A 26,256-nucleotide genomic window follows, 5' to 3' on the forward strand; every position below is an offset into this window, starting at 1 on the left:
GGCGGACGCGCCGAATGTGGTGTGGGCGGTGGACTTCCAGTTCGACGCCGACGAGCACGGCCGACCGATCAAGATCTGCTCGATCGTCGACGAACACACCCGGGAGTGCATCGGCGGCCTCGTGGAGCGCTCGATTACCGCCGACCGGCTCACCGCCCACCTCCAGGACCTCGTCGCCGCCCGGGGCGCCCCGGCGGTGCTCAGGTCGGACAACGGGCCGGAGTTCATCAGCGAGGCGATGGCCGACTGGGCCGGCACCCGCACCGGCCTGTCCTACATCCCTCCGGGCTCGCCGTGGCGCAACGGGTACGTCGAGTCGTTCAACAGCCGGATCCGCGACGAGTGCCTCAACATCAACAGCTTCTGCTCGCTGCTGCACGCACAGGTCATCATCGGCGACTGGAAGGACGAGTACAACCACCACCGCCGGCACTCCTCGCTCGGCTACCTACCCCCAGCCGAGTACGCTCGGCAGTGCACCCATCAAATGGAAACCGACGACTCACAGAACGTCCGGACCGAATGAAGGGGGCGGCTCATGTGGGTTGACTCTTGGACGGATGACTTTGGGGATGGCCAACGAACGCCCAACGACGGCACCTGAGACCAGAACTGAGACTATGACCCAGAACGCCCCCGGCTCTCTCACGAGCGCCGGGGGCGTTTCCCCTAGTGGGGGGTGGCGGAGGATACGGGATTTGAACCCGTGAGGGCGTGAACCCAACCCGCTTTCCAAGCGAGCGCCATAGGCCTCTAGGCGAATCCTCCGTGGGAGAGCCTACAGGGATCGCCGCCCGGGGCGCCAATCAGGCCCAGCGCTCACCCGCCCACGTGCCGCAGGGCGAAGGCGCCCTGCCCCTGGGCCAGCATCTCCCCGTCGGAGGATCGGACCAGCCGGGCGCTGGCGAAGGCCGTCCGGCGCGACAGCCTCACCACCTCGCCGGTGGCCACCACCTCGTCGCCCAGGTGCGCCTTGTGCAGGTAGCTGGTGGACAACTGCATGGTCAGGATCGTCGGCCCGTCGCCGATCTCGAGCCGGATGGCCCGGCCCATCGCGGAGTCCAGCAGCGCGGCGAACATGCCGCCGTGCATGGACCCGGAGGCGTTCTCCACCCGCTCGTCCACCACCATCCGCACCGACGGACCCTCGTCCACCTGCACGCCGTTGTGCTCGTAGAAGCCCACCGGCTCAGTCCTTCTGCACCACCGCGAAGGTGGCCTGGCCCGCCGCGATCAGCTCGTCGTCGCCCACACGTCGCACCTCGCCGTCCACCAGGCACAGCGTCTTGGAGGACTTCTTCACCGTCGCGTCGGCCACGAGCTCGTCGCCGGGCTCAGCGCCGTTCAGATAGGTCACCGAGAGCTGCACGGTCACCACGCTCGCCTCGGGATCGTCCAGCTGCTCGCGGCAGGCCGAGCCCATCGCCGAGTCGAGCATGGTGGCCAGCAGCCCGCCGTGCACACCGCCGGAGGCGTTCTCGCTGCTGGCATCGGTGCTGGCCCGCGTTGTGCCGTCGTCGGCGCTGACCCCTACGTGCTCAAGAAAACCCATGGCCGCGAGTCTCGCAGACTCGCGGCCATGGATGGCGGACCCCAAGGGGTGGGGCGGCTAGTTCTGGTGCAGCTCCGCCGGCGTCGCGTCGTCGGCATCCGGAGCCACGACGTTGCCGCGGCTGCGGTACCAGGCCACGCCCAGGATGATGAACCACAGCGGCGTCACCAGCAGCGCCTGCCGGGTGTCGCTCTCCTGGGTCAGCAGCACCAGCACGAAGGCGAAGAAGACCAGCACCACCTGCGGCATGAACCGCGCGCCGGGCATCTTGAAGATGCTGCGCGCGTGCGCCTCGGGGAAGCGCTTGAGGTAGCGCATGTAGCTGAGCAGGATCAGCGTCCACACGAAGATGAACAGCACCGACGAGATCGTGGTGACGATGGTGAAGGCGCCCATGATCGAGTCGTTCAACATCAGCAGGATGGCGGTCAGGATCAGCGTCACCGAGGCCACCAGGCCGGCCACCGGCACCGCATTGTTGCTCAGTCGGCCGAAGCGTTCGTGCGCCATGCCGCGGTGGGCCAGACCGTAGAGCATCCGGGAGGTGGAGTAGATGCCCGAATTGCACGAGGAGCTGGCCGAGGTCAGCACCACGAAGTTCATCACCGAGGCGGCCGCGGTCAGGCCCAGCAGGCCGAACAGGTTCACGAAGGGGCTCACCGCCGGGTTCACCTCGTCCCAGGGCGTGACGCACATGATGGCGGCCAGCGCCAGAACGTAGAAGATGATCACGCGCACCGGGATCGAGTTGATGGCCTTGGGCAGCGTCTTCTCCGGATCCTTCGCCTCGGCCGAGGTGGTGCCCACCAGCTCGATGCCGACGAAGGCGAAGACCGCGATCTGGAAGGCCGCGAAGAAGCCCTTGAAGCCGGTGGGGAAGAAGCCGCCGTGGCTCCACAGGTTGCTCACCTGCGCCACCTGGCCGTTGGGGGCCTTGAAGTGGGTCACGATCATCACCAGCGCGGCGACGATCAGCACCACGATGGCCACGATCTTGATCATCGCGAACCAGAACTCCAGCTCGCCGAACAGCTTCACGGTCAGCAGGTTGAGCGCCAGCAGGCCCAGCATCACCAGCGCCGCCAGCACGATCGACAACGTCTTGTCGTGCACCCAGTAGTCCCAGTAGCCGCTGATCGCCACGACGTCGGCCATGCCGGTGACCACCCAGCACATCCAGTAGGTCCAGCCGGAGAAGAAGCCGGCCCAGGGGCCCAGCATCTCCGCGCTGAAGTCCTGGAAGCTCTTGTAGCGCAGGTCGTGCAGCAGCAGCTCACCCATGGCGCGCATCACGAAGAAGAGCATCACGCCGATGATGGTGTAGACGAGCAGCAGCGACGGACCGGCGGCGTGGACGGTCTTGCCGGAGCCCATGAACAGGCCGGTTCCAATCGCGCCACCGATGGCGATCAACTGGATGTGGCGGTTCTGGAGGTTGCGCTGCAGGTGGCCCTCGTCGGCCGGAGACTGGTCAGTCATGGAGGTCCTTCAGGAAATGGCTCCCCGGCTGGGAACGTGCAAACGCTACGCCCGCAGGCCTGTCCCGGCGGGGAGATCGCATGGTGGGAGGGGCCCGGGTTTCGTGCTGGGGCCCCGGCGGCGCTATTCTTGTCCGCAAGGTCCCCGCGCGGTGGTACCTCGCCCAACTCCCCCAGGGTCGAAAGACAGCAAGGGTAAGTGAGCTCTTCCAGGTGCGCGGGGACCCCTTGCATGTCCGGGGCCGGTCAAGGCCCCCTCGACCTGTGCCCGCCTTGCGTGGTCGGATCAGCCATTCTGCTGGTAGGCCAGCTGCAGCAGGTCTCGTGCCTGCTCGACGGCCGTGTGCGGCTCGGTTCCGGCGTCGAAGTGCATCCAGTGGGTGGCCTGGGCGAATCCCTTGGCCGGCTCGATCCTCTCGTCGACGGGAGCCTCGCGGAAGCGCCGTCCCAGCCGCACCGTGCCGCGCGGGCCGGGAACGATCGCGGCGAACTGGCGGGCGCGGACCACAGGGGTGTAGCTCGCCCGGCCCTCCACGCGGACGTCCTCGCCGGTCTGCGCCGCCGCGGCCACCAGCGCGTCGTGCAGGGGGCGCAGCGGCTCCTTCTTGCCCGTGTACATCTGGTCGGCGAAGGCGTCGGCGCTGGGCATGGTCCAGCCGGCCCGGCCGGCCGCCTCGAAGGCGATCGCCCACTGCGAGTTCTGCTTGACGCCCTGCTCCTTGAGCCAGCGACGCACGGCCGGCTGGTCGAGTGGATCGAGCTCGGCCGCGGACACCATGGCCACCCACTGGTCCATGTCGTGGCCGGTGCGTTCCTGCAGGCTGCGGCTGACGGCCGCGCTCATCTCGTCGGGGGAGGCCATGGCGCCATCCTGCCCCATGGTCGTCGGCCAGGGGAGCAAGCGCCGGGTGCCGCGGATCACGGCCCGTCGGAGCTAATCGCCCCTGCAGCACCAGGGGCGATGCGGTGCGTCGGGACGTGATGCGCACCGGTCTGCCGTGATCCAGGCCTGTGCCGTCGCGGCAGGTCGAGGACGGGTCGAGGGCTGCACCGCGCGACCTCGAAAACTGTCAGCGAGCTCGCATAGGGTGACCAGCGTGGACGAGGACTACGACGAGCCGATGGACGAGGGTGACGCCCTCTTCGCCGAGCAGCGCTTCGAGATGGACGGGCCGGGCCTGTTCGGCTCCGACGAGCCTGCCGGTGATCCCGCCGCGGCTCCGCCGGACGCCGCCCCTGCCGTGACGCAGGAGCCTGACGACGGCCTGTCCGACGATCCCGAGGAGGATCTGCTGATCGGCGGTGCCGACTTCGTGGCCCCCGACGACGAGTCCGCCCCCGATGCGGTCGATGCCGAGAGTCTGGCCGAGATGGCGGGGATCGAACTCGACGAACAGGCCGATGCGGAGCAGGCGGCTGCGCCCATCGAGGGTGCGCCCGACGCGGACGCTGCGGCTGTCGCCACGAACGCCCCGACGCCCGAGCCGGAAGCTGCCCCGGTCTCCGAGGAGATCCCGGAGGAGAGCGCTGAGGCCGAGGCTTCCGTCATGCCCGCGGCCGCCGTCGTCGCCGAGCCTGCTCCGGCCACCGGCCCGTCGGTGACCCGTCCCACGGGTGAGCTGCAGGCCCCGGCCGGCCGCGAGGCCCGCGGCGTCGACAACGCCCCGGCCGCCCCGCTGGCGCTCTACCGTCGCTACCGTCCCGAGACCTTCGCCGAGGTGATCGGGCAGGAGCACGTCACCGACCCGCTGCAGCGCGCGCTGACCAACAACAAGGTGAACCACGCCTACCTGTTCAGCGGCCCGCGCGGCTGCGGCAAGACCACCAGCGCCCGGATCCTGGCGCGCTGCCTGAACTGCGAGCAGGGCCCCACGCCCACCCCCTGCGGCGAGTGCCAGAGCTGTCGTGACCTGGCCCGCGGCGGCAACGGCTCCATCGACGTGATCGAGATCGACGCGGCCTCGCACGGTGGCGTGGAGGATGCGCGTGACCTGCGCGAGCGGGCCTTCTTCGCCCCGGTGCACAGCCGCTACAAGATCTACATCATCGATGAGGCCCACATGGTGACGGCCCAGGGCTTCAACGCCATGCTGAAGCTGGTGGAGGAGCCGCCGCCGCACGTGAAGTTCATCTTCGCCACCACGGAGCCGGAGAAGGTGATCGGCACCATCCGGTCGCGCACCCACCACTACCCCTTCCGCCTGGTGCCGCCGAAGGTGCTGCAGAACTACCTGGGCACGCTGTGCCAGGCCGAGGGCGTCAACGTCGACACCACCGTGCTGCCGCTGGTGGTGCGCGCCGGCGCCGGCTCGGTGCGTGACTCGCTGTCCGTGCTGGACCAGCTGCTGGGTGGCGCCGCCGAGCAGGGCGTCAGCTACGAGCAGGCCTCGGCACTGCTCGGCTACACCCCCGACGCGCTGCTCGACGAGATCATGGACGCCTTCGCCGCCGGTGACTCCGCCGGGGTCTTCGCCACCATCGACAAGGTGATCGAGGTGGGCCAGGACCCGCGTCGCTTCGCCGAGGACCTGCTGCGACGCCTGCGTGACCTGGTGATCGTGGCCGCCGTGCCCGATGCCGTCTCCTCGGGCCTGATCGACGTGGCCGCGGACCAGGCCGAACGCCTCGAGACCCAGGCCAACGGCATGGGCCCCGGTGAGCTGACCCGCGCGGCCGAGGTGATCGCCACCGGCCTGACCGACATGCGCGGCACCACCGCTCCGCGCCTACACCTGGAGCTGATGTGCGCGCGGGTGCTGCTGCCCGGCGCCGACGTCGACGAGCGCGGCGTGCACGCCCGTCTCGACCGGTTGGAACGACGCATCGGCATGCCCGGCGCGCCCGTCCCCGCCGATCCCACGGCGGGGCAGTGGAGCCCCGACGAGCTGGGCGTTCCCACCGAGCCCGCCGGGCCGCAGGCCGCCCGCGCCGCCGCACGGCCCGCCCCGCAGGCCGATGTCGCTGCGCAACAGCCGGCGCAGCAGGTGCCGGACCAGGTCGCGCCCCCGCAAGGCGCGGCGCAGCCGAACACAGCCCGGCAGGACGCAGGTCAGCAGGAGGGCCAGTTCGGCGGACCTGAGGGGCAGGCTGCGGGCCAGCAGCGACCCGCCCAGGCGCCGGAGCAGCCGGCCTCACAGGCTCCCGCCGGGCAGGGTGCCCCCGCCCAGGCAGGGCCCGCCCAAGGTGGCCCGGCCCAGCAGGGGCAACCCGCCGGCGCTCCCGGGCAGAGGCCTGCCCAACCGCAGGGCCAGCGTCCCGCGCAGGGCCAGCGTCCGGCGCAGCCGCAGGGTCAGCGTCCCGCCGGTGGACAGCGCCCCGCCGGGCCCCCGCCGGGCCAGCAGAACGCGCCCCAGCCCGCCCCACAGCAGTCCACCCCGCAGCCGCCGCGCGGTGGCGCCTCGATCAGCGCGGTGGACGTGCGCCGGCTGTGGCCCCAGGTGCTCGAGGTGGTGAAGAGCCGCCGTCGCTTCGCCTGGATCCTGCTCAGCCAGAACGCCCAGGTGGTCGACGTCGACGGCAACCAGCTGGTGCTCGGCTTCGCCAACCAGGGGGCCCGCGACTCCTTCACCTCCGGCGGCAGCCAGGACATCCTGCGCGACGCCATGGTGGAGGTGCTGGGCGCAGACCTGCGGATCAACGCCATCCTGGAAGGCGGCGGTGGCCGCCCCTCTGGCGGCGCGCCCGTGGGCGGCTCCGGCGGACCGGGCGGAAACGTCGGCGGCCCGGGCGGCTCCGCACAGCCCCAGCAGCCAGCCCCTGCAGCGCCCTTCGACGGTGCAGCGCAGCAGGCACCGAGCCAGGACGCTCCCCAGCAGGCACCCGTCCCACCGCGGCCCGACGGCGACCCCGGGCCCAGCACCCCGGTCAGCGCACCGCCTCCCGACGAGGCGCCCGACACCTCACGCTGGACCCAGCAGGCCCGCCAGAACATCCGACCCACCGCCTCCGGGCCGGCACCGGACGAGCCCGAGGTGGACGAGTCGCAGCTGGTCAGCGACGACGACGAGGACCTGGACGAGTCAGGGGAGTCGGCCGCCGAGCTGATCACCCGCACCCTGGGCGCCCATGTCATCGCCGAGGAGCAGCCGGGCCTCTGATGTCCTGCCCCGGCCTGCGCTCGTGGCACGCCGCGCGGCAGGATGAGGCATGCGCATCGTCCTGGCACCCGACTCGTTCAAGGAGAGTCTCACCGCCCAGCAGGTCTGCGAGGCCCTGGAACGCGGACTGAAGACCCACCTGCCCTGGGCCGACTTCGTCCACGTCCCGATGGCGGACGGGGGAGAGGGCACGGTGCAGTCGCTGGTGGACGCCACCGGCGGCAGCCTGCGCACCACCCCCGTCACCGGCCCGCTCGGTGAGCCCGTCGAGGCCACTTGGGGCGTGCTGGGCGACGGCACCACCGCCGTCATCGAGATGGCCGAGGCCAGCGGTCTGGGGCTGGTGCCCCCCGATCGTCGTGACCCCCGCTCCACCACCACGCGCGGCACCGGCGAACTGCTGCTCGCCGCCTGGCAGGCCGGCATCGACCACGTCGTGCTCGGCATCGGCGGCAGCGCCACCAATGACGCCGGGGCCGGCCTGGCCCAGGCCCTCGGCGCGCGGCTGCTCGACGCCGACGGCCAGGAACTGCCTGCCGGCGGTGCGGCGCTCGCCCGGCTGGACCGCTTCGACCTCTCCGGCCTGGACCCTCGTCTGGCCAGCACCACCATCGAGGTGGCCTGCGACGTGACCAACCCGCTGTGCGGGCCCGAGGGCGCCAGCGCCATCTACGGTCCGCAGAAGGGTGCCGATCCCGCCTGCGTCGCCGAGCTCGACGCAGCCCTGGCCCGCTTCGCCCAGGTGGTGGCCGCCGACCTGGGCCGTGAGGTGGCAGACGTCCCGGGCGCCGGGGCGGCCGGCGGGCTGGGCGCCGGGCTCTTGGCGCTGGCCCCGCACGCCCGGCTTCGGCCCGGCATCGACATCGTCGTGGACCAGTCGCGCCTGGCCGAGAAGCTGGATGGGGCTGCCCTGGTGGTCACCGGCGAAGGCCGCATGGACGGCCAGACCCGCTTCGGCAAGACCCCGATGGGCGTCGCGCTCGCAGCCCATCGTGCGGGAGTGCCGGTGGTCGGCATCGCCGGTAGCCTCGGCGACGGTGCCGAGGAACTGCTCGGCGAGGGCTTCGTCGCCATCCTGCCCGTGCTCGACCGGCTCGATGAGCTGCCCGCCGTGCTGGCCGCGGCCGCGCAGAACGTCGAGCGCACCGCAAGGCAGGTCGGGGCGCTGCTCTCGCTGCCGCTGCAGAGCGCGTCAGGGCAGGAGCCTGTCACCGGCACCGCGTAGGCTTGCCCCTGCACCGCGGGACACCGCGCGCAGTCATCCACCACCGGCCCCGTCCGGCGACGAGAGGACCACCATGTTTCCCGAGGGTATGGACATGAACGCACTGCTGGCGCAGGCCCAGGCCATGCAGGCCCAGCTGCAGCAGGCACAGGCCCAGCTGGTGGCCTCCAGCTTCACCGGCACCGCCGGCGGTGACCTTGTCGAGGCCACCATCACCGGCGACGGCGAGCTGACCGCGCTCACCATCAAGCCCGAGGCGATGGACCCCGAGGATCCGGAGAGCCTGGCTGACCTGGTGCTGGCCGCCGTCCGCGACGCCAACGCCCAGCTCAAGACCAAGGCCGCCGAGGTCATGCCCGCCATGCCCGAGATGGGTGGCCTCGGCTTCTGAGCCGCATCGGCCCCGGACCCTCCCAGTGAGGGTCCGGCGGGCCGACCTGCCCGGCCACGCCGGGACGCACCGACGCAACTGCCGCCGTCGCGGCACGGAAGGACACGATGTACGAGGGCCCGGTACAGGACCTGATCGACGAGCTGGGCCGCCTGCCCGGCGTCGGCCCCAAGAGCGCCCAGCGCATCGCCTTCTGGATGCTGGACCAGCCCGCCGAGGAGATCCAGCGCTTCGCCCAGGTGGTCAGCGAGGTGAAGGCCAAGGCGCGCTTCTGCCAGGTCTGCTTCAACGTCTCCCAGGAGGAGACCTGCCGGATCTGCCGCGACCCGCGCCGCGACCAGAGCGTCATCTGCGTGGTGGAGGAGAGCAAGGACGTGGTGGCCATCGAGCGCACCCGTGAGTTCCGCGGGCTCTACCACGTGCTCGGCGGCGCCATCAGCCCGATCGACGGCAAGGGCCCCTCCGACCTGCACATCCGCGAGTTGCTCAGCCGGCTCGCGGATGGCACCGTGACCGAGATCATCCTGGCCACCGACCCCAACACCGAGGGCGAGGCGACCGCCACCTACCTCTCGCGCCTGCTCAAGGACATGGGCCTGCAGATCAGCCGCCTGGCCTCCGGCCTGCCCGTCGGCGGAGACCTGGAATATGCCGACGAGGTGACCTTGGGCCGCGCCTTCGAGGGCCGCCGCTACGTCGAGGGCTCCTCGCGCCCCACCCCGCGGGTCTGACCATGACCGGGCCGCTCCGGCTGGTCGCCACCGACCTGGACGGCACCCTGCTGCGCAGCGACCGCACCGTCAATGCGTGGACCCGCAGCGTCCTCGACGCCTGCCGCGCCCGCGACGTGCTGGTGGTACCGGTGACCGCCCGCCAGCCCGTCAGTCTGCGCCCGATTGCGGAGCAGTGCGGGATGGACGAGACCGCCGAGCACGGCTGGGCGCTGTGCTCCAACGGTGCGCTGGGCATCAACCTGGTCAGCGGCGAGGTGCTCTTCGAGCGACTGCTTGCCGTCGACGTGGCGACGACGCTGGCCGAGGCCCTGGCGGTGGACCTGCCGGAGGTGCGCTTCGTCGCGGTGCGGGATCGTGGCGACGCCTTCGTGGCGCAGGAGGGCTATGCCGCGATGGCCAGTTTCACCGACCACCACCGTGATCCGGCCTCGATGGGTGCTGCTGCGCTGTCCGAGGTGCTGGCCGAACCCAACTTGAAGCTGGTGCTGCGCCATCCGCAGCTGGCGCCGGCCGAGCTGCTGGCCAGGGTTCAGGCGCTGGGGCTGGAGGGCGTCGAGCCGACGGTCAGCGGCGCTGATTTCGTCGAGGTCTCCGCGGCCGGTGTCACCAAGGCTACCGGGCTCGCCCTGCTCTGCGAGGGGCTCGGCATCCAGGCCGACCAGGTGGCGGCCTTCGGCGATGCCCACAACGACATCGCCATGCTGCGCTGGGCCGGCACCTCGTACGCGATGGACCACGCCGACGACGAGGTGAAGGCGGCGGCCACCGGTGTGGCCGGCGATCACGACGACGACGGCGTCGCTCGCACCCTGATGGACCTGATGCGCTCCGGCCGGATCTGAGCGGTCCGGGCCTTGGGCCCGCTGACCGCACAGTCCGGCCTCTGGGCCCGCTGACCGCACAGTGTGACGGTTTGGTGGGGGTAGTCGCCCACCAATCTGTGACATTGATGCTCTGGACGGTGACCGGCCATCCTGTCGAGGTGGCGGGGAGCACGAGCACCCGGAATGGAGAAGGCCCCGGCGTCCAGGGTGATGGACGCCGGGGCGGTCCGGTGCTCGCTCCCTCAAGCGCTCACCGGTGACCAGAAGGGTGGCTTGCCCCCATTCAATCAAAGATGAGAATCATTTGCAACAAACAGTGATGGACCGAATCCTCATGCAGGCTTGTGCATGCATACCGAGTATGTGACTATGGAGCATCCGCACCGCATACCGAGTATGCACAGGAGGTTTCATGTCCGTACGCCAGTCCCTGCTCGCCCTGTTGGGCGAGCGGCCCCGGCACGGTTACGAGCTCAAGAGTGAGTTCGACCGTCGCACCGGTGGCTCTTGGCCGCTGAACATCGGGCAGGTCTACACCACGCTCGAACGCCTCGAGCGCGACGGGCTCGTCCAACGTGGCGAGGCCGACGACGAGGGGCGGGTTGTGCACAGCATCACCCCTGCCGGCCGCGCCGAGGTGGACGAATGGTTCGCCAATCCCGTGGCCATGAACAACCCGCCCCGCAATGAGCTGGCCATCAAGATCGCACTCGCCGTCACCCTCGACGACGTCGACGTGGCCGCCCTGATCCAGACCCAGCGGCGGGCCTCGCTGGAGAACCTGCAGGCCTTCACCCGGGCCCGTCGCCAGGCCGACCCCGACGACCTCGCCTGGCAGCTGGTGATCGAGTCGCTGATCCACACCGCGGACGCCGAGGTCCGCTGGCTCGACCATTGCGAGGCCGCGGCCCTGCGCGCTGCGCGGCGGCGCACCCAGTCCACTTCCCCGACCACCGACAGGAGCTGACCCATGGCGATCCTCGAGATGCGCGGCGTGAGCCGCCACTACGAATCCGGCGCGAACCAGGTGCTCGCGCTCGACGGGTTGGACCTGAGCGTGGAGGCCGGGGAGTTCGTGGCCGTGATGGGCCCGTCGGGTTCGGGCAAGTCCACCCTGCTCGCCGTGGCGGGTGGGCTTGACGAGGCCTCCTCCGGCGAGGTGCTGATCGACGGTCGTTCCCTGGCCGGTCTGGGCCGTGACCAGCTCGCCGAACTACGGCGACGCGGCGTCGGCTACGTCTTCCAGGACTTCAACCTGGTGCCCATCCTGTCCGCTCGCGAGAACGTCATGCTCCCGCTGGAGCTGGACGGCGCGCGGCCGCAGCAGGCGCGGGCCCAGGCAGAGAAGGCCCTGTGCCGTGTCGGGCTCGACGCTCTGGGTGACCGGCCCGTGGAGCAGCTCTCGGGAGGCCAGCGTCAGCGGGTGGCGGTCGCCCGCGGCATCGTGGGGGAGCGACGGCTGCTGCTGGCCGACGAGCCCACCGGCTCGCTGGACTCCACCACCGGTGACGAGGTGCTCTCCCTGCTGCGCGATCTTGCCGACGAGGGTGCTGCCGTGGTGCTGGTGACCCACGACGCCCGTCATGCCGGTTGGGCTGATCGCGTCGTCTTCCTGCGCGACGGGCGCCTGCTGGACAGCGCCGCGGCGGCGACGGATGTCACCGAGGCCGCCGCGCGGGTCGGTGCCCTGCTCGAGGGGCAGGGCCAGACCTGGACCGAGGGGGAGCGATGAACCCGGCCGTGATGCGGCTGGCCCGACGCGAGATCAGCCGAAACCCCATGCGGTCACTGTTGATCTGCCTGCTGGTGGCGCTGCCCATGGTGCTCTTCGGGGCGATGGCAGTCACCTTCGCCAGCTCCACCAGCACAGAGCAGGAGACGCAGCAGGCCACCTTCGGGCGGGCCAGCGCGGTGGTGCAGGCACCGTCCGGGGGCAGGCTTCCCGCCCTTTCCCTGGAGCAGGGCCAACGCGCCGTGCCCTTCGGCCAGCGCACGGCCGAGCTGGTGGACCATGCGACGAAGCGCTCCATCGAGGTCCAGGACATCGACCTGCATGATCCCGTCTTCGAGGGGCGTTTCAGCCTGGAGGAACGCCGCCAGGAGCCGAACGGAGTCTGGCTGGACAGCAGCCTGGCGCGTCCCGGCACGGTGGGCCTGGCCCAGACCGTGACCATCGACGGTCGGAGCTGGCCGGTGCTGGGAGTCGTGACGCTCCGCATGGAGGCCCTGGACGGCGTCTACGTCGCCCACGGGCACCCACTGGCCGCGAAGGCTTCGACCGGGGCCTGGATTCAGGGGCCCGAGCCGAGCCAGCAGCAACAGGAGCAGTGGGAGTCCCAGGGGCTCCAGGTCGGACTTCCCATGGCGGGCAACTGGGCCGGCGTCGACCAGGCCACCGTCACCGCACTGCTCTTCTCCTTCGCCCTGGCCGCCGGTGTGGTCACCGCCGCGCTCTGCGCCGCCGCCTTCACGGTGGGCCTGGCTCGCCAGCGTCGTTCCCTGTCGGTGCTGGGCGCCGTGGGTGCCCCCTCGGGCCAGCTGCGAGCCATTGCCCTTGCCCAGGGGCTCCTGCTCGGGGTGCCCTCTGCCCTGGTGGGCGTCCTGCTCGGCACCGGACTGGGTGCCTGGTGGGTCAGCCAGCACCTCGGTACGGAGTTCTCGAGCTACTACGGCGTGCACATCCCGTGGCTGCGGCTGCTGGGACTGGTCCTCGTGGGGGTTCTCTCGGCCCTCGTCGGGGCCTGGCTCCCGGCGCGCCGGCTGGGTGAGGTGACGCAGGACCAGGCTCGGCCGGTTTCAGCCTCGGTTCCCCGGAGGTCGTCCCGGCTGAGGGTCGGCCTGCTGCTCATCGCGCTGGGCCTCGGCTGCGCAATCCTGCTGGCCCTTGTGCTGCCCCGGCAGCGGGAGCTGCCGGAGGAGGAATACGTCATCAGCGGCATCCTCTGCTGTCTGCTGGTCTTCCTGGGAATCCTGCTCTCCGCCGGTGCATTGGCCCGACGCCTCGGTGTCATGGATGGCGGCCCGATGCCCTGGCGGCTCGCCGTGCGTGAGCTCGGGCGGCAGCGCTCCCGGGCGGTCTCGGTCATCGTGGCCATGACGGCGGTCTCGGCCCTGGCCAGCGGGGCCCTGGTGGCGCTGGCAGCGCAAGGAGGCGATGTCACTCCGGCCGAGCGCCTCGGCTGGGCGGTCACGCGCACCACCGACGAGAACGGCAAGGCTCTGCCGTCGTCCGATGCGAAGGCCTTGGACGAGGCGATCAGCTCCACCGTGGGCATCTCCTCGGGAATCGATGCCGCCATGACCGGCCACGAGGTCGGCGCCAACTACCAGTGCGCCCGCCGAACTGTCTGCTCGGTCGGGACCGGTCTGCTGGTGGTCACCCCGGAGCAGGCACAGCAGGTCCTGGGGAACCGGGCCGAACCTGACGCCATGGCCACCCTCACCGCAGGCGGCGTCATCCTCGGGCAGGGGCAGGGCTGGGATGGCAGCGAGGACGAGTTCGTCCTCGACCCCGGGGCCAGTGACGGCAACTCCCGCGCCGTGACCCTGCATGCCACGGTCGCGCCCGCCCTGGGTCCGGGCTGGGCGATGGTGACCCGGCAGACGGTGGAGCGTCACCATCTGGGTCCGCTGCTCCCGGTGCGCGTCATGAAGCTCGGCGCGGTACCCAGCCAGGAGCAGGTGGACCAGATCGGCACGGTCGCGCTCGAGCACGGGCTGCCCGCTCCCCTGGTGGAGGCGCCTGGCGAGGACTTCGTGCCCAGGCTGCTGCGCTACGTCTCCGGTGCCGGTCTGCTGCTCTGCCTGGCGGTGGGGGCCATCACCACCGGCCTCGGCGTGAAGGACGCCCGGGAGAACAACCGGACCATGGTGGGCGTCGGCGCGAAGGGATCCACCATCCGCGGCGTCGGTGCCGCGCTGGCGGGCCTGGGCAATGGGCTCGGTGTGGTCCTCGGCGTGGTCGCCGGAGCCCTGCCGATGGCGCTGGTCACCTCGGCCATGCCCTATCCGCTCGGGCTGCCGTGGCTCCACCTGCTGGCCCTCCTCGTCCTGGTGCCGCTGCTCTGCTCGGCACTCGGCTGGCTGCTGGCCAGGCCCCCGGCGCCCCGGGCGGTGCGGATCGACTGAGGTCGGGGCCGGTCGGCGGGCGGGGGTGGGGTGCTTTGGCGCCCCACCCCCGTCGGCTCCCGTCGGGAATAGTTGAGGCTTCAACTTGGTTCTTGGGGCATGAAGAGCTTCGGATTCCTCAGCTTCGGCCACTACGGCAACGGCACCGGCCCCAACGACCCGGACGCCCGTCGGATGCTCCACGAGGCGATCGAGCTGGCCCAGGGGGCCGACATGATCGGCGTGGACGGCGCCTACTTCCGCGTGCACCACTTCGCGCGGCAGGCCGCCTCGCCCATGCCGCTGCTGACCGCCATCGCGGCCACCACCAAGCAGATCGAGGTGGGCACCGGCGTGATCGACATGCGCTACGAGAACCCGTTGCAGCTGGCTGAGGAGGCCGCCGCGCTCGACCTGATCTCCGACGGGCGCGTCGCCCTGGGCATCAGCCGTGGCGCCCCCGAGCCCGCCAATCGTGGCTGGGAGGCCTTCGGCTACACCGGCTCCACGGACCCGCGCGGAGCTGACCTCGCGCGCGACAAGTTCGACACCTTCCTGCGCGCGGTGCGCGGCGAGACCATGGTGGAAGCCGACCCGAAGCAGTTCGGGCCCGGTGTCCGGCTGCGCGTCGAGCCCCACTCCCCGGGGCTGGACAGCCGGATCTGGTGGGGTGCGGGCACCCGCGAGACCGCCGAGTGGGCCGGTCGCCAGGGCGTGAACCTGATGAGCTCCACCCTGCTCACCGAGGCCACCGGCCAGTCGCTGGGCGAGCTGCAGGCCGAGCAGATCCGTCGCTACCGGACCGCCTTCGCCGAGGCCGGCCACGGTCGCACGCCCAGGGTGTCGGTGACCCGGTCCATCTTCCCGGTGGTGGACTCCCATGACGCGCTCTGGCTCCAGCTGCGTGACAAGGGCGACCAGATCGGCCAGATCGACGGCTTCACCTCCACCTTCGGGCGCAGCTACGTCGACGAGCCCGACCGCCTGATCGAGCAGCTCAAGGCCGACGAGGCGGTGCAGGAGGCGGACACCCTGATGCTGGCGGTGCCCACCCAGCTGGGCGTCGAGCCGAACCTGCGGATCCTGCTCAACTTCGCCGAGCACGTCGCCCCCGCCCTGGGCTGGCACGCCGAGGGCTGAGCCAGCACTCGCCGACCCCCCACCACCACCTCGCCCGGGACACCTCGGTCCCGGTCGAGGTGCTGTCCCTGGATGTTTGCTCGCCCGTCCCCGGCCCGTGGCGCGAAGGTCACCGTGGGCGAGCAGGCTCGGCTGTCGTGAGGTTGAAGCCCGGCTGAGCATCGGTGCCGTTCCCGCGTGGGTCTCGACCCCGCCTCGAGGCTTCGATGCCGCCAGTCTATGACGCCCGTCATAGCTTCGGGTGGTCGTCGAGAGGATTCCCCATGTCGCACCAGTCGTACCGTGGCCGCAGCGCCCTCGTCCTGCTGGCCACCGCCATCGCCTGCTCCGCCGGCGCGCTCCCGGCCCAGGCCGCCGAGCCGGTGCAGCCGCCGGTCAACGGGGCGTTCACGCTGGTGGGGCGCGGCTACGGCCACGGCCGGGGGATGAGCCAGTGGGGCTCCTACCAGCAGGCCGTCGAAGGGCGCTCCTGGAGCCAGATCGTCTCCTTCTACTACCCGGGCGCGATCCTGGCCACGCTCACCGGCAAGAAGATCCGGGTCAACACCACCTCCATGACCGGCAACACCGTGCGTGTCGTGCCCGAGGCGGGACTGGTGGCCACTGACGGCGTGCAGACCGTCACCCTGGCCACCACGGATGCGGGCCGACCGATCAGCCAGTGGGAGGTGGGGCGTCCCTCCAGCGGGGGCAGCGCCACCACCTCGACGTTGTGGTTCACCACCGCCGCCGGCCGCAAGCCGCTGCGCAGCACCGAGCGAGGCCGCTGGACCATCACCGCCACCGACGGCAGCCTGGTGGCCCTCAACACCTCCGGCAGCCGGGTGGTGACCTATCTGGGCAGCTTCACCGGCCACCGCTCCGGCACCAGCACCATCCCGGTGCTCACCACCAGTCTCGAGGACTACACCCGCCAGGTGGTGCCCTGGGAGAACATCGCCTCCTGGCCGGTGCAGGCACAGGCCGCCCAGGCCGTCGCCGCCCGCAGCTACGGCGCCTGGCACCTGAGCCACCCGAAGCACTCGCTCTACGACATCTGCGACACCACTTCCTGCCAGGTCTTCAAGGGCATCACGCAGGAGAGCACCAGCACCCGCCAGGGCGTCGCTGCTACCGCCGGCAAGGTGCTCAGCGTCGGTGGTGCGGTGGTGCGCAGCGAATTCTCCGCCTCCAACGGCGGCCAGACCGCGCCCGCGGGCGTCAGCTACACCGCCCTCACGGCCGACCCCTACGAGATGCGGCTGCCCACTACTGTCACCACCTGGAAGGGCAGCCTGCCGGTGTCCAGGCTGCAGGCCCGCTTCCCGCAGGTGGGCACCGTCACCGGGCTGGTCGTCACCGCGCGCGACGGCCACGGCCAGTGGGGTGGGCGCGTCAAGACCCTGCAGCTGCGGGGCACCGCCGGCAGCGTCACCCTCACCCCCGGCCAGATCTCGACCCTGGTCGCCGGCTGGAAGGGGGACTACTTCAGCCTGGCCGGGGGCCCCGACGCGCTGACCCGTGACTGGTCGGGCGACGGGCGCGCAGAAGTCCTGTCCCGCGACGCCTCTGGTGGCCTGTGGAGCGCCGAGGCCACCTCCCGCTCCACGCTCGCGGCACCCCGACGCATCGGCTCCGGCTGGGGTGGGTTCACCAGCGTCTTCAGCGGTCAGTTCACCGCCGACCGGCTGGGCGACGTGCTCGCCCTGACCAGCACCGGCGAACTGCGGCTCTACGTCTCGCGCGGCGCCACCTGGGCGGCGCCGGTCACCGTCGCCACCGGCCTGACCGGCTACACCGACCTCACCTTGGCCCCTGGCTTCACCAACGGCGCGCCGGCCGTGCTGGCCCGCCGCAGCTCCGACGGTGCCCTGGTGCGCTTCGCCGCCACCGGCAAGGGCACCATGTCTGCCACGCCCACCGTGATCAGCCCCTCCGGCTGGGCCGGCAAGGGCTACACCGAACTCTTCGCCGTCGCCAACATCACCGGGAACGCCCACCCTGACCTGGTGGTGCGCGCCGCCAACGGTGACTTGCTGGCGTGGCAGGGCGACGGGGCCGGCCGCCTCACCACTGCCAGCCGGATCGGCAACGGCTGGAACGGCTTCGCCACCATCGGCTCGCCCGGGGACATGAACAGCGACGGCCGCTCCGACGTCGTTGCCCGCCTCGCTGACGGCAGCACCCGGGTGTACACCACCCGCCCCGGCAGCGGCTTCAACGCCCCGGTGGGCACCAGCCCCTCTCCGGCAGCCATTCTGGGATGAAACCAGCTGCAGGACAGCTCCCTTTGATGGATGAAGAATTTGTTGGTGAATAGTTAACTCACCACATTTCATGGCGTTTGAACCCCATGACGATAGCCTTCTGCCACCGAATTTGCGCACCGAAGCCAGATTCGAGGTCTAGGAGAAATCGTGCGAATCCCACTGTCCACGCTCGCCGTGGCCACGCTGTCCTTCACCCTGGTCGCCGCCGCGCCCTGGAGCGCCGTCGCAGCCCCCAGCAGCGAGCCGGGCCCCAGCCAGTCAGATCCCTGCCCCTGGGTCTCCTCCACCGCACCGGCCCAGGAGCGGGCCCGTGCCCTGCTGGCGGCCATGAGCCTGGACGACGAGATCGCCATGGTGCACGGCACCGCCGGCGTGATGCAGCCCTACGGCCCCACGTACGCCGGCCAGGTGGCGGCCAATCCCCGCTTGTGCATCCCCGCCCTCAACCCGCCCGACGGCCCCGCCGGCGTCGGCAATGACAAGACCGGCGTCACGCAGCTGCCGGCCCCGATCACGCTGGGCGCCACCTGGGACCGGGGCCTGGCCCGCCGCTACGGCGAGGTGATCGGTGCCGAGAACCGTGGCAAGGGCTCCAACCTGGCGCTCGGTCCCGGCCTGGACATCGCCCGTGACCCGCGCGCCGGGCGCTTCTTCTAGGACCTCGTCGAGGACCCGGACCTGATCGGCGCGCTGGCCACCGCGGAGACGGAGGGCATCCGTTCGCACGGGGTGATGGCCACGGCCAAGCACCTGTCCGCCTACACCCGCGAGACCGGCCGCAATACCGAGGCCAGCGATGTCACCGTCGACGAGCGCACCCTGCAGGAGCTCTACTTCGCGCCCTACGAGCCGGTGGTGCAGGCCGGCGTCGACTCCGTGATGTGCAGCTACAACAAGGTCAACGGGGTCCACGCCTGCAACGACACCTACGCCATGAGCCAGGTGCTCAAGGGTCAGCTGGGCTTCACCGGCTTCACCATCAGCGACTGGTTCGGCATGCACGCCTCCGTGGCCAGCGCCAATGCAGGCCTCGATCTGCAGATGCCCGACTCCTGCTACTACGACGCCCGGCTGCGCACAGCGCTCCAGGAGGGCAGGGTCAGCCCGGCGCGGCTCGACGACATGGTGCTGCGGATCACCACCCGGATGTTCGCCAACGGGCTGTTCGACGGCCAGCAGGCCGGCTCGCCCACGGCCCGCGTGACCACCGACGAGCACGCCAGCCTGTCGGCCCAGGTGGCCGCGGACGGAGCGGTGCTGATGCGCAACAAGGGGCTGCTGCCCCTGGACCAGGGCACCCGCAGCATCGCGGTGATCGGCTCGGCTGCCGGCCGCAACGCCCTGGGCTCGGGAGGCGGGAGCGCCCATGTGGTGGCCGACCGGCTCGTGACGCCGCTGCAGGGCATCGCCCGGGAGGCCGAGGCGCGCGGCGTCTCGATGCGCTCCTACACCGGCGCACTCCCGGCCACCGCGGCGCAGACCGCGCGCGAGGCCGACGTGGCCGTGGTCGTGGTGAGCAAGCTGATGACCGAGAGCAAGGACGAGTGGGACCTCTTGCTGTCTCCCACCGATCGGCTCGTGCTGGAGGCCGTCACGAAGGCCAATCCGCGCACCGTCGTGGTGGTGAACACCGGCGCCCCGGTGGACCTGACCCCGGCCTCGCAGGCCGCGGCCCTGCTGTGGATGGGCTATCCCGGGCAGAGCTTCGGCTCGACCCTCGCGGACCTGCTCTGGGGTCGTACCGCGCCCGGTGGCCGGCTCCCGGTCACCTGGCCGGCCAGCGCGGCGCAGCTGCCCACCCGACAGGAGAGCCTGGCCGTCGGCTACCGCTGGTACGCCCAGCAGGGCCACCAGCCGCTGGCGGCCTTCGGCTCCGGGCTCGGCTACACCAGCTTCGCCTACACCAACCTGGCCGTCGGGGCGGAGCAGGGTGACGGCTCGATCCCGGTGAGCGTCACGGTGCGCAACACCGGATCCCGCGCAGGCGCCGCCGTGCCGCAGCTCTACGTCGACCAGCCGGCGGGTGTCCCCGCCACTCCGCGGGCGCTCAAGGACTTCGCCAAGGTGCAGCTCGCCCCCGGTGAGTCCCGCACCGTCACCCTGCAGCTCACCCGACGTGACCTGTCGCACTGGGACGTGAGCCGCACCCGCTGGGTGCGCAGCGCCGGTGACTACGCCGTGCACCTGGGTGACAGTGCCGCAGACCTCAGGTTGCGCGGAACCGCCCACGTCGCGGCCACTACGGACACCAGCATCCCGACGCCCGCCGCACCCGCCGGGGCGCCGGCCGGCGACGAGAGCGCGGGGGAGTCCTTCAAGGACACCATGGTCTGCGGCAACGGCGGTTTCATGGCCGGCGGAGTCGGCCTGGCCTCCTACTTCGGGCTCGCCCGGCAGCGGCAGGCCGTGGTGGCACCGACCGACGAGGCGGGGCGATGAGCCGCCGCTGGCTGCCCGCGGTCATCGCCTGCGGCCTGCTGGGCGCCGGCCTCCCGACGGCTCCAGCCCTGGCCTCCGGGAGCCGAGCCGTCGTGGCACCTGTGAGTGCGCAGGCCGATGCGGGGACCAACCTCCAGGGGCTGGGGAGCCACAGCTGGACGACCACGACGCTGAGCGGCGCTCAGACCCCGGCCCCGCTCGGCGGCATCGACTACCTGGTGCCGCAAGGGGTGGACGGGCCACTTCCGGTGGTGACGATGGTGGCCGGCTTCTCGGACACCCGGCAGTCGGTTCGCTGGCTGGCCGAGAGGCTCGCCAGCCACGGTCTGCTGGTGCAACTGGTGGACTCGGTCACGCCCATCGACCCGCCCACGGCGCGTGCCCGCGCGCTGGTCAGCGCGCAGGACTTCCTGCTCACCGGCTCACCGGTGCGCACCCTGGTGGATCCCTCGCGTACCGCGCTGTGGGGCTACTCGATGGGCGGTGGGGGAGCACTCGAGGCGGCCCAGCAGCTACCCGGCCTGGACGCCGTGGTGGCCGTCTTCCCCTGGGACGCGAGCCCGCGCTTCCCCCGGATCACGGCTCCCACCCTGGTGGTCTCGGGTGAGCGGGACGCCGTGGCGGTGCCCGCCTGGTATGCCGACCCGGCCTATGCCTCGTTGACCATGCCGGACCGTGCCTACGCGATGGTGGCCCAGGCCAGCCATCCGCTGCCCTCGCACTCCACCGATCCCCGACTGACCGAGCTCAGCGTCGCCTGGCTGGTGGACCACCTGGTGGGCTCGCCGGCCGCCCACGCCTGGCGCTGCCCGGGACCGCAGGTGGGGGTGCCGGTGGCGGGCACCGCGGGCTATGCGCAGTGGCGGGCCACCTGCCCCTGAGGGACAAACCGTTTGGGGCAGCGGCGGCGCTCCGCCTAGACTTGGCTCGTCGCAAGGCACTGATGGGGCCATCACCCCGGAGCTGCCGGAAGAACGGCCGGGAAACCGGCTCACTAGACCCGGCCGCGGCGAGCAAGAGGGGGACCGGTGCGCCGGTCCAAGGAGGGTGGTACCGCGGGTCGCCCGGAGAGTCTCCGGATGCCTCGTCCCTTCGTCTGGAGACCCGACGAAGAGGACAGCGATGAGCACCGAAGAGCCAACACCTGCCACGCCCGTGACTGCGGAGCCCAGTGGGCGTGCTGCGACGCAGGAGCAGCCAGAGGCCGGGCGCGGAGCGCAGGGGGTCCAAGGGGGATCGCTCCCCCTTGCCTACAGGACGGTTCCTGCGCAGGTTGATCTTCCCGCCATGGAGCACGAGGTCCTGGACTTCTGGGCCGCGAACGACACCTTCGAGGCCACCCTGGCCAAGACCGCCGGCGGCGAGCCGTGGACCTTCTACGAGGGCCCGCCCACCGCCAACGGCCAGCCCGGCACCCACCACATCGAGGCCCGCGTCTTCAAGGACGTCTTCCCCCGCTTCAAGTCCATGCAGGGCTTCCACGTCGACCGCAAGGCCGGCTGGGACTGCCACGGTCTGCCCGTCGAGCTCGCGGTGGAGAAGGAGCTCGGCATCGACTCCAAGGACCAGATCGAGGACTTCGGCGTCGAGGCCTTCAACGACCGCTGCCGCGAGTCCGTCAGCCGCCACGTCGGCCAGTTCGCCGAGCTCACCAACCGGATGGGCTACTGGGTGAACATGGACGAGGCCTACTGGACCATGGCGCCGGAGTACGTCGACTCCGAGTGGTGGGCGCTCAAGACCATCTTCGACAAGGGCCTGCTGGTGGAGGACTTCCGCGTGGCGCCCTACTGCCCGCACGACCAGACAGCGCTCTCGGACCACGAGCTGGCGCAGGGCTACGAGGACACCGTCGACACCACCGTCTTCGCCCGCTTCCCGATCACCAGCGGCCCGCTGGCCGGCCAGGTCGACCTGGCCATCTGGACCACCACCCCGTGGACCCTGATCGCCAATGTCACCGTCGCGGCGGGTGCCGAGATCAGCTACACCGTGGCCCGCAAGGACGGCGAGCGCCCCGTCGTGATCGCTGTCGAGAACCTGGCCACCGCGCTGGGTGAGGACTGGCAGGCCGGCGAGACCTACACCGGTGCGCAGATGGAGGGCTGGACCTACCAGCGCCCCTTCGACGTGATGGAGCAGCCCGGCAAGGCCTTCTTCGTCGTCAACGAGGACTACGTCGCCATCGGCGAGGGCACCGGCCTGGTCCACCAGGCCTATGCCTTCGGCCAGGACGACTACGAGTCCAACAAGCGCCACGGCGTCGAGTTCGTCAACCCGATCGGCGTCGACGGCTGCTTCAAGGAGGGCCAGGGCTTCGTCTCCGGCCTGTTCTTCAAGGCCGCCGACCCGGTGATCATCGAGCAGCTGCGCGCCAGCGGCCTGCTGCTGCGCACCCTGGACCACGAGCACCCCTACCCGCACTGCTGGCGCTGCCACACCCCGCTGATGTACTACGCCATGCCCAGCTGGTACATCCGCACCACCCAGCGCAAGGAGCAGCTGCTGGCGGAGAACGAGAAGACCAACTGGTTCCCCGAGTCCATCAAGCACGGCCGCTTCGGCGACTGGCTGAGCAACAACATCGACTGGGCGCTGAGCCGCAGCCGCTACTGGGGCACCCCGCTGCCGGTCTGGCGCAACGACGAGGACCCCACCAAGCTGGTCTGCGTCGGCTCCCGCGCCGAACTGGCGGAGCTGGCCGGCGACCCGGCCGTGGCCACCATGGACCCGCACCGGCCCTTCGTCGACGACGTGGTCTTCACCCTGCCCGGCGAGTCCGGCACCTACCGTCGCGTCCCCGAGGTGATCGACGCCTGGTTCGACTCCGGCTCCATGCCCTTCGCGCAGTGGGGCTACCCGTGGGTCGAGGGCAGCAAGGAGAAGTTCGAGGCCAACTACCCGGCCGACTTCATCTGCGAGGCCACCGACCAGACCCGCGGCTGGTTCTACACGCTGATGGCCGTGAACACCCTGGTCTTCGACCAGTCCAGCTACAAGAACGTGCTCTGCCTGGGCCACATCCTGGCCGAGGACGGCCGCAAGATGAGCAAGCACCTGGGCAACATCCTGTTGCCCATCCCGCTGATGGACAAGCACGGTGCCGACGCGGTGCGCTGGTTCATGGCCGCCTCCGGCTCGCCGTGGGCTGCCCGACGCGTGGGTGACACCACCATCACCGAGACCGTCCGCAAGGTGCTGCTGACCTACTGGAACACCGTCGCCTTCCACGCCCTCTACGCCAATGCCAATGGCTTCGTGCCCGGCCAGGCCTCGGCCCCGGCCGAGCTGCACGTGCTGGACCGCTGGCTGCGCTCGGCCACCAACCAGCTGGTGCTCGACGTGACCGAGGCGCTGGAGCGCTTCGACACCCAGCACGCGGGCAGCCGGATCGCCGACTTCATCGACGAGCTGAGCAACTGGTACGTGCGTCGCAGCCGCCGTCGCTTCTGGGACGGCGATGCCTCGGCGCTCACCACGCTGCACGAGACGCTGGAGGTGCTCACCCGCCTGATGGCGCCGCTGGTGCCCTTCGTCACCGAGCGGGTCTGGCAGGACCTGTTCGTGGCCAGCGATCCGCAGGCTCCGGCCTCGGTCCACCTGGCCTACTGGCCGGTGGCCGACACCGCGGTCATCGACACCGAGCTGGCCCGCCACATGGAGCTGACCAAGCGTCTGGTGGAACTGGGTCGCTCGGCTCGCGCCGAGGCCCGGGTGAAGACCCGCCAGCCGCTGGCCCGGATGCTGGTGCCCAGCTACGCCCACGCGCAGCTCGACGAGAGCCTGGTGGCCGAGATCGCGGCCGAGCTCAACATCGCCGCCATCGACTCCTTCAGCTCCGCCGGCGACGTGGTCGACCACTCCGCCAAGGGCAACTTCCGCGCCCTGGGCAAGCGCTTCGGCAAGCAGACCCCGCTGGTGGCCAAGGCCATCGCCGAGGCCGATGCCGCCCAGCTGGCGGCCGACCTGACCGCCAACGGCACCGCCCGCGTCGACTTCGACGGTGGCGTGGAGGTGAGCGCCGAGGAGGTGATCATCTCCGAGCGTCCACGGGAGGGCTGGAGCGTGGTCAACGAGCAGGGTGAGACCGTGGCCCTCGACCTGCAGCTCACGCCCGAGCTGGTGCAGGCCGGCCTGGCGCGCGAGGTGATCCGCTTCGTGCAGGAGACCCGCAAGGCCACCGGTCTGGAGGTCAGCGACCGGATCAGCCTGGAGTGGGCCGCCGAAGGGGAGCTGGCCGAGGCCGTCGAGCAGCACGCCCAGCTGATCGCCGACGAGGTGCTGGCCACCTCGATGGTGCGGGGCGAGGCCGACCAGGACTGGGCCGCCGAGCCGGATCTGGGGCTGGCGGTGCGCGTCACCCGCGCCTGAGCACGCTGGCTCTGCCGGCCAGGAGGCCATCACGGCGCCCGCCACCCTCAGGGTGGCGGGCGTCGTCGTCCTGGCTGAGGAATTGCCCTACCCGCTGTCGTAGGCCTTTTCCCGACCGGCCTGCAGTGGCAGGCTTTGTGCATGGGAGCACCGATTGCGGAGCAGATCGTCGAGCTCGACCGCCCGGTTCGCTGGGGGATCGCCGGACCGGGGCGGATGGCGGCCAGTTTCGCCGACGACTTCGCCCATGTCGACGGGGCCGTTGCCCATGCAGTCGGCTCGCGCAGCGCCGAACGCGCCGCCCAGTTCGCCGAGCGCCACGGCCTGGCCGCCTCCTTCGGGAGCTATCGCGAGCTGTGCGCCGACCCGGAGGTGGACGTGGTCTACGTCGCCACGCCGCACCCGCAGCACAAGGCGATCGCGCTGGAGGCCATCGCCAACGGCAAGGCCGTGCTGGTGGAGAAGGCCTTCGCGGCCACCCTGGGCGGGGCCCGGGCCGTGGTCGACGCCGCCCGCGACAAGCGGGTCTTCGCCATGGAGGCGATGTGGACCCGCTTCCAGCCCACGGTGCGCAAGCTGCACGAGATCATTGACGAGGGCCAGTTGGGCCGGGTGATCTCGCTGCAGGGCGACTTCACCGCCCACCGCACCTTCGATCCCGAGGACCGGCTGTTCAACAAGGACCTGGGTGGCGGGGCGCTGATGGACCTGGGCGTCTACGTGCTGGCCTTCGCGCAGGACCTGCTGGGCAGCCCCAAGGACCTGGTGGCCCGCGGCACCCTGCTGGAGAACGGCGTCGACGCCCAGACCTCCCTGCTGCTCGACTACCCGGAGGGGGCACAGGCCACGCTGAGCTGCTCGCTGCGTGGTGCGGGGCCCAGCCGGATGGTGGTGATGGGCGAGCAGGGCTGGGTGGAGGTGGAGTCCCCCTTCCACAACTCCTCGCGCCTGATGGTCCACCGCAAGGGCGCGGTGCCGCAGGTGCACCACCTGCCGCCGGTTGGACGGGGCTACAGCCACGAGATCGCCGAGGTGAACTCCTGCTTGCGCGCTGGGCGAACCGAGAGCGCGCTCATGCCGCTGGATGGCACCCTTGTGGTGCAGGGCCTGCTGGAGGAAGCGCTGGGCCAGTTGGGCATCGAATACCGAGACGACGACCTGTCCTAGGTCGTCAGGAGAGGACGGCATGGATCTCATCGTCACCCACAACTCCGAGAAGAACCGCTACGACGGAACCATCGAGGGCAAGCTGGCCGGTTTCATCGACTACGTCCCGAAGGGCGACGTGGTGGAGCTGCCCCACACCGAGGTGATGAGCGAGTACGAGGGACAGGGCATCGGCAGCCAGCTGGTGCGCAAGACCCTCGACCACCTGCGGGCCATCGACAAGAAGGTCGAGCCGAGCTGCCCCTTCGTGGACGGCTGGATCGACAAGCACGAGGACTACCAGGACCTGCGCGCCTGAGCGGCGTCACGGGCCGGCCGGGCGGGGGAGCGATCCCCCGCCCGGCGTGCGTCCGGACGCAGGTCGGCACTGATGGCAGGCTCGAGCAGTGCCCCCAGTGGGGCTCGCGCCCGGACGCGCGGGCGTCCGAGGGATGCAACAGCGCGGGTGCGCGCCGGTGCGCTTGTAGAGTTTGGCGAGGCGC

General features: G+C 71.0%; 20 protein-coding genes, 1 tRNA gene, 1 other RNA gene and 1 pseudogene. 18 read left to right on the top strand and 5 right to left on the bottom strand.

Annotated features, from left to right (window positions below; all coding sequences use genetic code 11):
• On the top strand, nt 1-526 hold a 526-nt coding region (locus ABD073_RS05650), incomplete at its 5' end, for an integrase core domain-containing protein (RefSeq protein WP_343872956.1).
• A gap of 154 nt (nt 527-680) precedes the next feature.
• On the opposite strand, the gene ABD073_RS05655 is transcribed toward ABD073_RS05650, so the two are convergent.
• The 4 genes from ABD073_RS05655 to ABD073_RS05670 form a co-directional block, all read right to left on the bottom strand.
• Nucleotides 681-768 (bottom strand) — tRNA-Ser (locus ABD073_RS05655).
• A gap of 51 nt (nt 769-819) precedes the next feature.
• Complete coding sequence (locus tag ABD073_RS05660; RefSeq protein WP_343872957.1) at nt 820-1,185, bottom strand: PaaI family thioesterase; 366 nt, start codon at nt 1,183-1,185, stop codon at nt 820-822.
• 4 nt (nt 1,186-1,189) lie between these two features.
• Nucleotides 1,190-1,552, bottom strand: a complete 363-nt coding sequence (locus ABD073_RS05665) for a PaaI family thioesterase (protein ID WP_343872960.1) — start codon at nt 1,550-1,552, stop codon at nt 1,190-1,192.
• A gap of 57 nt (nt 1,553-1,609) precedes the next feature.
• Nucleotides 1,610-3,031, bottom strand: a complete 1,422-nt coding sequence (locus ABD073_RS05670) for an amino acid permease (RefSeq protein WP_343872961.1) — start codon at nt 3,029-3,031, stop codon at nt 1,610-1,612.
• 135 nt (nt 3,032-3,166) lie between these two features.
• On the opposite strand from ABD073_RS05670, the gene ffs reads away from it, so the two are divergent.
• An RNA gene (gene ffs, locus ABD073_RS05675) (signal recognition particle sRNA small type) lies at nt 3,167-3,263 on the top strand.
• Nucleotides 3,264-3,316: 53 nt separating this feature from the next.
• On the opposite strand, the gene ABD073_RS05680 is transcribed toward ffs, so the two are convergent.
• Nucleotides 3,317-3,892 (bottom strand): DUF5655 domain-containing protein, encoded by a 576-nt coding sequence (locus ABD073_RS05680; protein ID WP_343872962.1) that lies wholly within the window; start codon nt 3,890-3,892, stop codon nt 3,317-3,319.
• A 508-nt stretch (nt 3,893-4,400) separates the two neighbouring features.
• Here ABD073_RS05680 and ABD073_RS05685 point away from each other — a divergent pair.
• The 16 genes and pseudogenes from ABD073_RS05685 to ABD073_RS05760 all read left to right on the top strand — a co-directional run bounded on the left by ABD073_RS05685 (nt 4,401) and on the right by ABD073_RS05760 (nt 26,072).
• The gene (locus ABD073_RS05685) at nt 4,401-7,127 is read left to right on the top strand and encodes a DNA polymerase III subunit gamma and tau (protein WP_386751400.1); all 2,727 of its coding nucleotides are present in this window, start codon (nt 4,401-4,403) and stop codon (nt 7,125-7,127) included.
• Nucleotides 7,128-7,176: 49 nt separating this feature from the next.
• On the top strand, nt 7,177-8,352 hold the full coding sequence (locus tag ABD073_RS05690; protein WP_343872964.1) for a glycerate kinase: 1,176 nt from the start codon (nt 7,177-7,179) through the stop codon (nt 8,350-8,352).
• Nucleotides 8,353-8,425: 73 nt separating this feature from the next.
• Complete coding sequence (locus ABD073_RS05695; protein ID WP_343872965.1) at nt 8,426-8,743, top strand: YbaB/EbfC family nucleoid-associated protein; 318 nt, start codon at nt 8,426-8,428, stop codon at nt 8,741-8,743.
• A gap of 107 nt (nt 8,744-8,850) precedes the next feature.
• Complete coding sequence (gene recR / locus ABD073_RS05700; protein ID WP_343872967.1) at nt 8,851-9,474, top strand: recombination mediator RecR; 624 nt, start codon at nt 8,851-8,853, stop codon at nt 9,472-9,474.
• Between the two features lie 2 nt (nt 9,475-9,476).
• Nucleotides 9,477-10,319, top strand: coding sequence for an HAD family hydrolase (locus tag ABD073_RS05705; protein WP_343872968.1), 843 nt, complete (start codon nt 9,477-9,479; stop codon nt 10,317-10,319).
• A gap of 394 nt (nt 10,320-10,713) precedes the next feature.
• Nucleotides 10,714-11,268 (top strand): PadR family transcriptional regulator, encoded by a 555-nt coding sequence (locus ABD073_RS05710; protein ID WP_343872969.1) that lies wholly within the window; start codon nt 10,714-10,716, stop codon nt 11,266-11,268.
• Between the two features lie 3 nt (nt 11,269-11,271).
• Nucleotides 11,272-12,033, top strand: coding sequence for an ABC transporter ATP-binding protein (locus ABD073_RS05715; protein ID WP_343872970.1), 762 nt, complete (start codon nt 11,272-11,274; stop codon nt 12,031-12,033).
• On the top strand, nt 12,030-14,429 hold the full coding sequence (locus ABD073_RS05720; protein ID WP_343872971.1) for an ABC transporter permease: 2,400 nt from the start codon (nt 12,030-12,032) through the stop codon (nt 14,427-14,429). The genes ABD073_RS05715 and ABD073_RS05720 overlap by 4 nt, the downstream gene beginning before the upstream one ends.
• Nucleotides 14,430-14,528: 99 nt before the next feature.
• Nucleotides 14,529-15,548, top strand: coding sequence for an LLM class flavin-dependent oxidoreductase (locus tag ABD073_RS05725; RefSeq protein ID WP_343872972.1), 1,020 nt, complete (start codon nt 14,529-14,531; stop codon nt 15,546-15,548).
• A 263-nt stretch (nt 15,549-15,811) separates the two neighbouring features.
• The gene (locus tag ABD073_RS05730) at nt 15,812-17,794 is read left to right on the top strand and encodes a SpoIID/LytB domain-containing protein (protein ID WP_343872973.1); all 1,983 of its coding nucleotides are present in this window, start codon (nt 15,812-15,814) and stop codon (nt 17,792-17,794) included.
• Between the two features lie 378 nt (nt 17,795-18,172).
• Nucleotides 18,173-18,928, top strand: a pseudogene (locus ABD073_RS05735) (glycoside hydrolase family 3 protein); the annotation flags it as partial.
• A 129-nt stretch (nt 18,929-19,057) separates the two neighbouring features.
• Nucleotides 19,058-20,236, top strand: a complete 1,179-nt coding sequence (locus tag ABD073_RS05740) for a glycoside hydrolase family 3 C-terminal domain-containing protein (protein ID WP_343873146.1) — start codon at nt 19,058-19,060, stop codon at nt 20,234-20,236.
• Nucleotides 20,233-21,117 (top strand): dienelactone hydrolase family protein, encoded by an 885-nt coding sequence (locus ABD073_RS05745; protein WP_343872974.1) that lies wholly within the window; start codon nt 20,233-20,235, stop codon nt 21,115-21,117. The genes ABD073_RS05740 and ABD073_RS05745 overlap by 4 nt, the downstream gene beginning before the upstream one ends.
• Before the next feature lie 241 nt (nt 21,118-21,358).
• Complete coding sequence (gene ileS / locus ABD073_RS05750) at nt 21,359-24,607, top strand: isoleucine--tRNA ligase (RefSeq protein ID WP_386751341.1); 3,249 nt, start codon at nt 21,359-21,361, stop codon at nt 24,605-24,607.
• Between the two features lie 141 nt (nt 24,608-24,748).
• Entirely contained in the window at nt 24,749-25,774 is a 1,026-nt protein-coding gene (locus tag ABD073_RS05755; protein WP_343872975.1) for a Gfo/Idh/MocA family protein, read from the top strand.
• Between the two features lie 19 nt (nt 25,775-25,793).
• Nucleotides 25,794-26,072, top strand: coding sequence for a GNAT family N-acetyltransferase (locus ABD073_RS05760; RefSeq protein WP_343872976.1), 279 nt, complete (start codon nt 25,794-25,796; stop codon nt 26,070-26,072).
• The last annotated feature ends 184 nt before the right edge of the window (nt 26,073-26,256 follow it).

Origin of the sequence: Luteococcus peritonei (assembly GCF_039526385.1) — a bacterium.
In the GTDB taxonomy this organism is placed as follows: Bacteria; Actinomycetota; Actinomycetes; order Propionibacteriales; family Propionibacteriaceae; genus Luteococcus; species Luteococcus peritonei.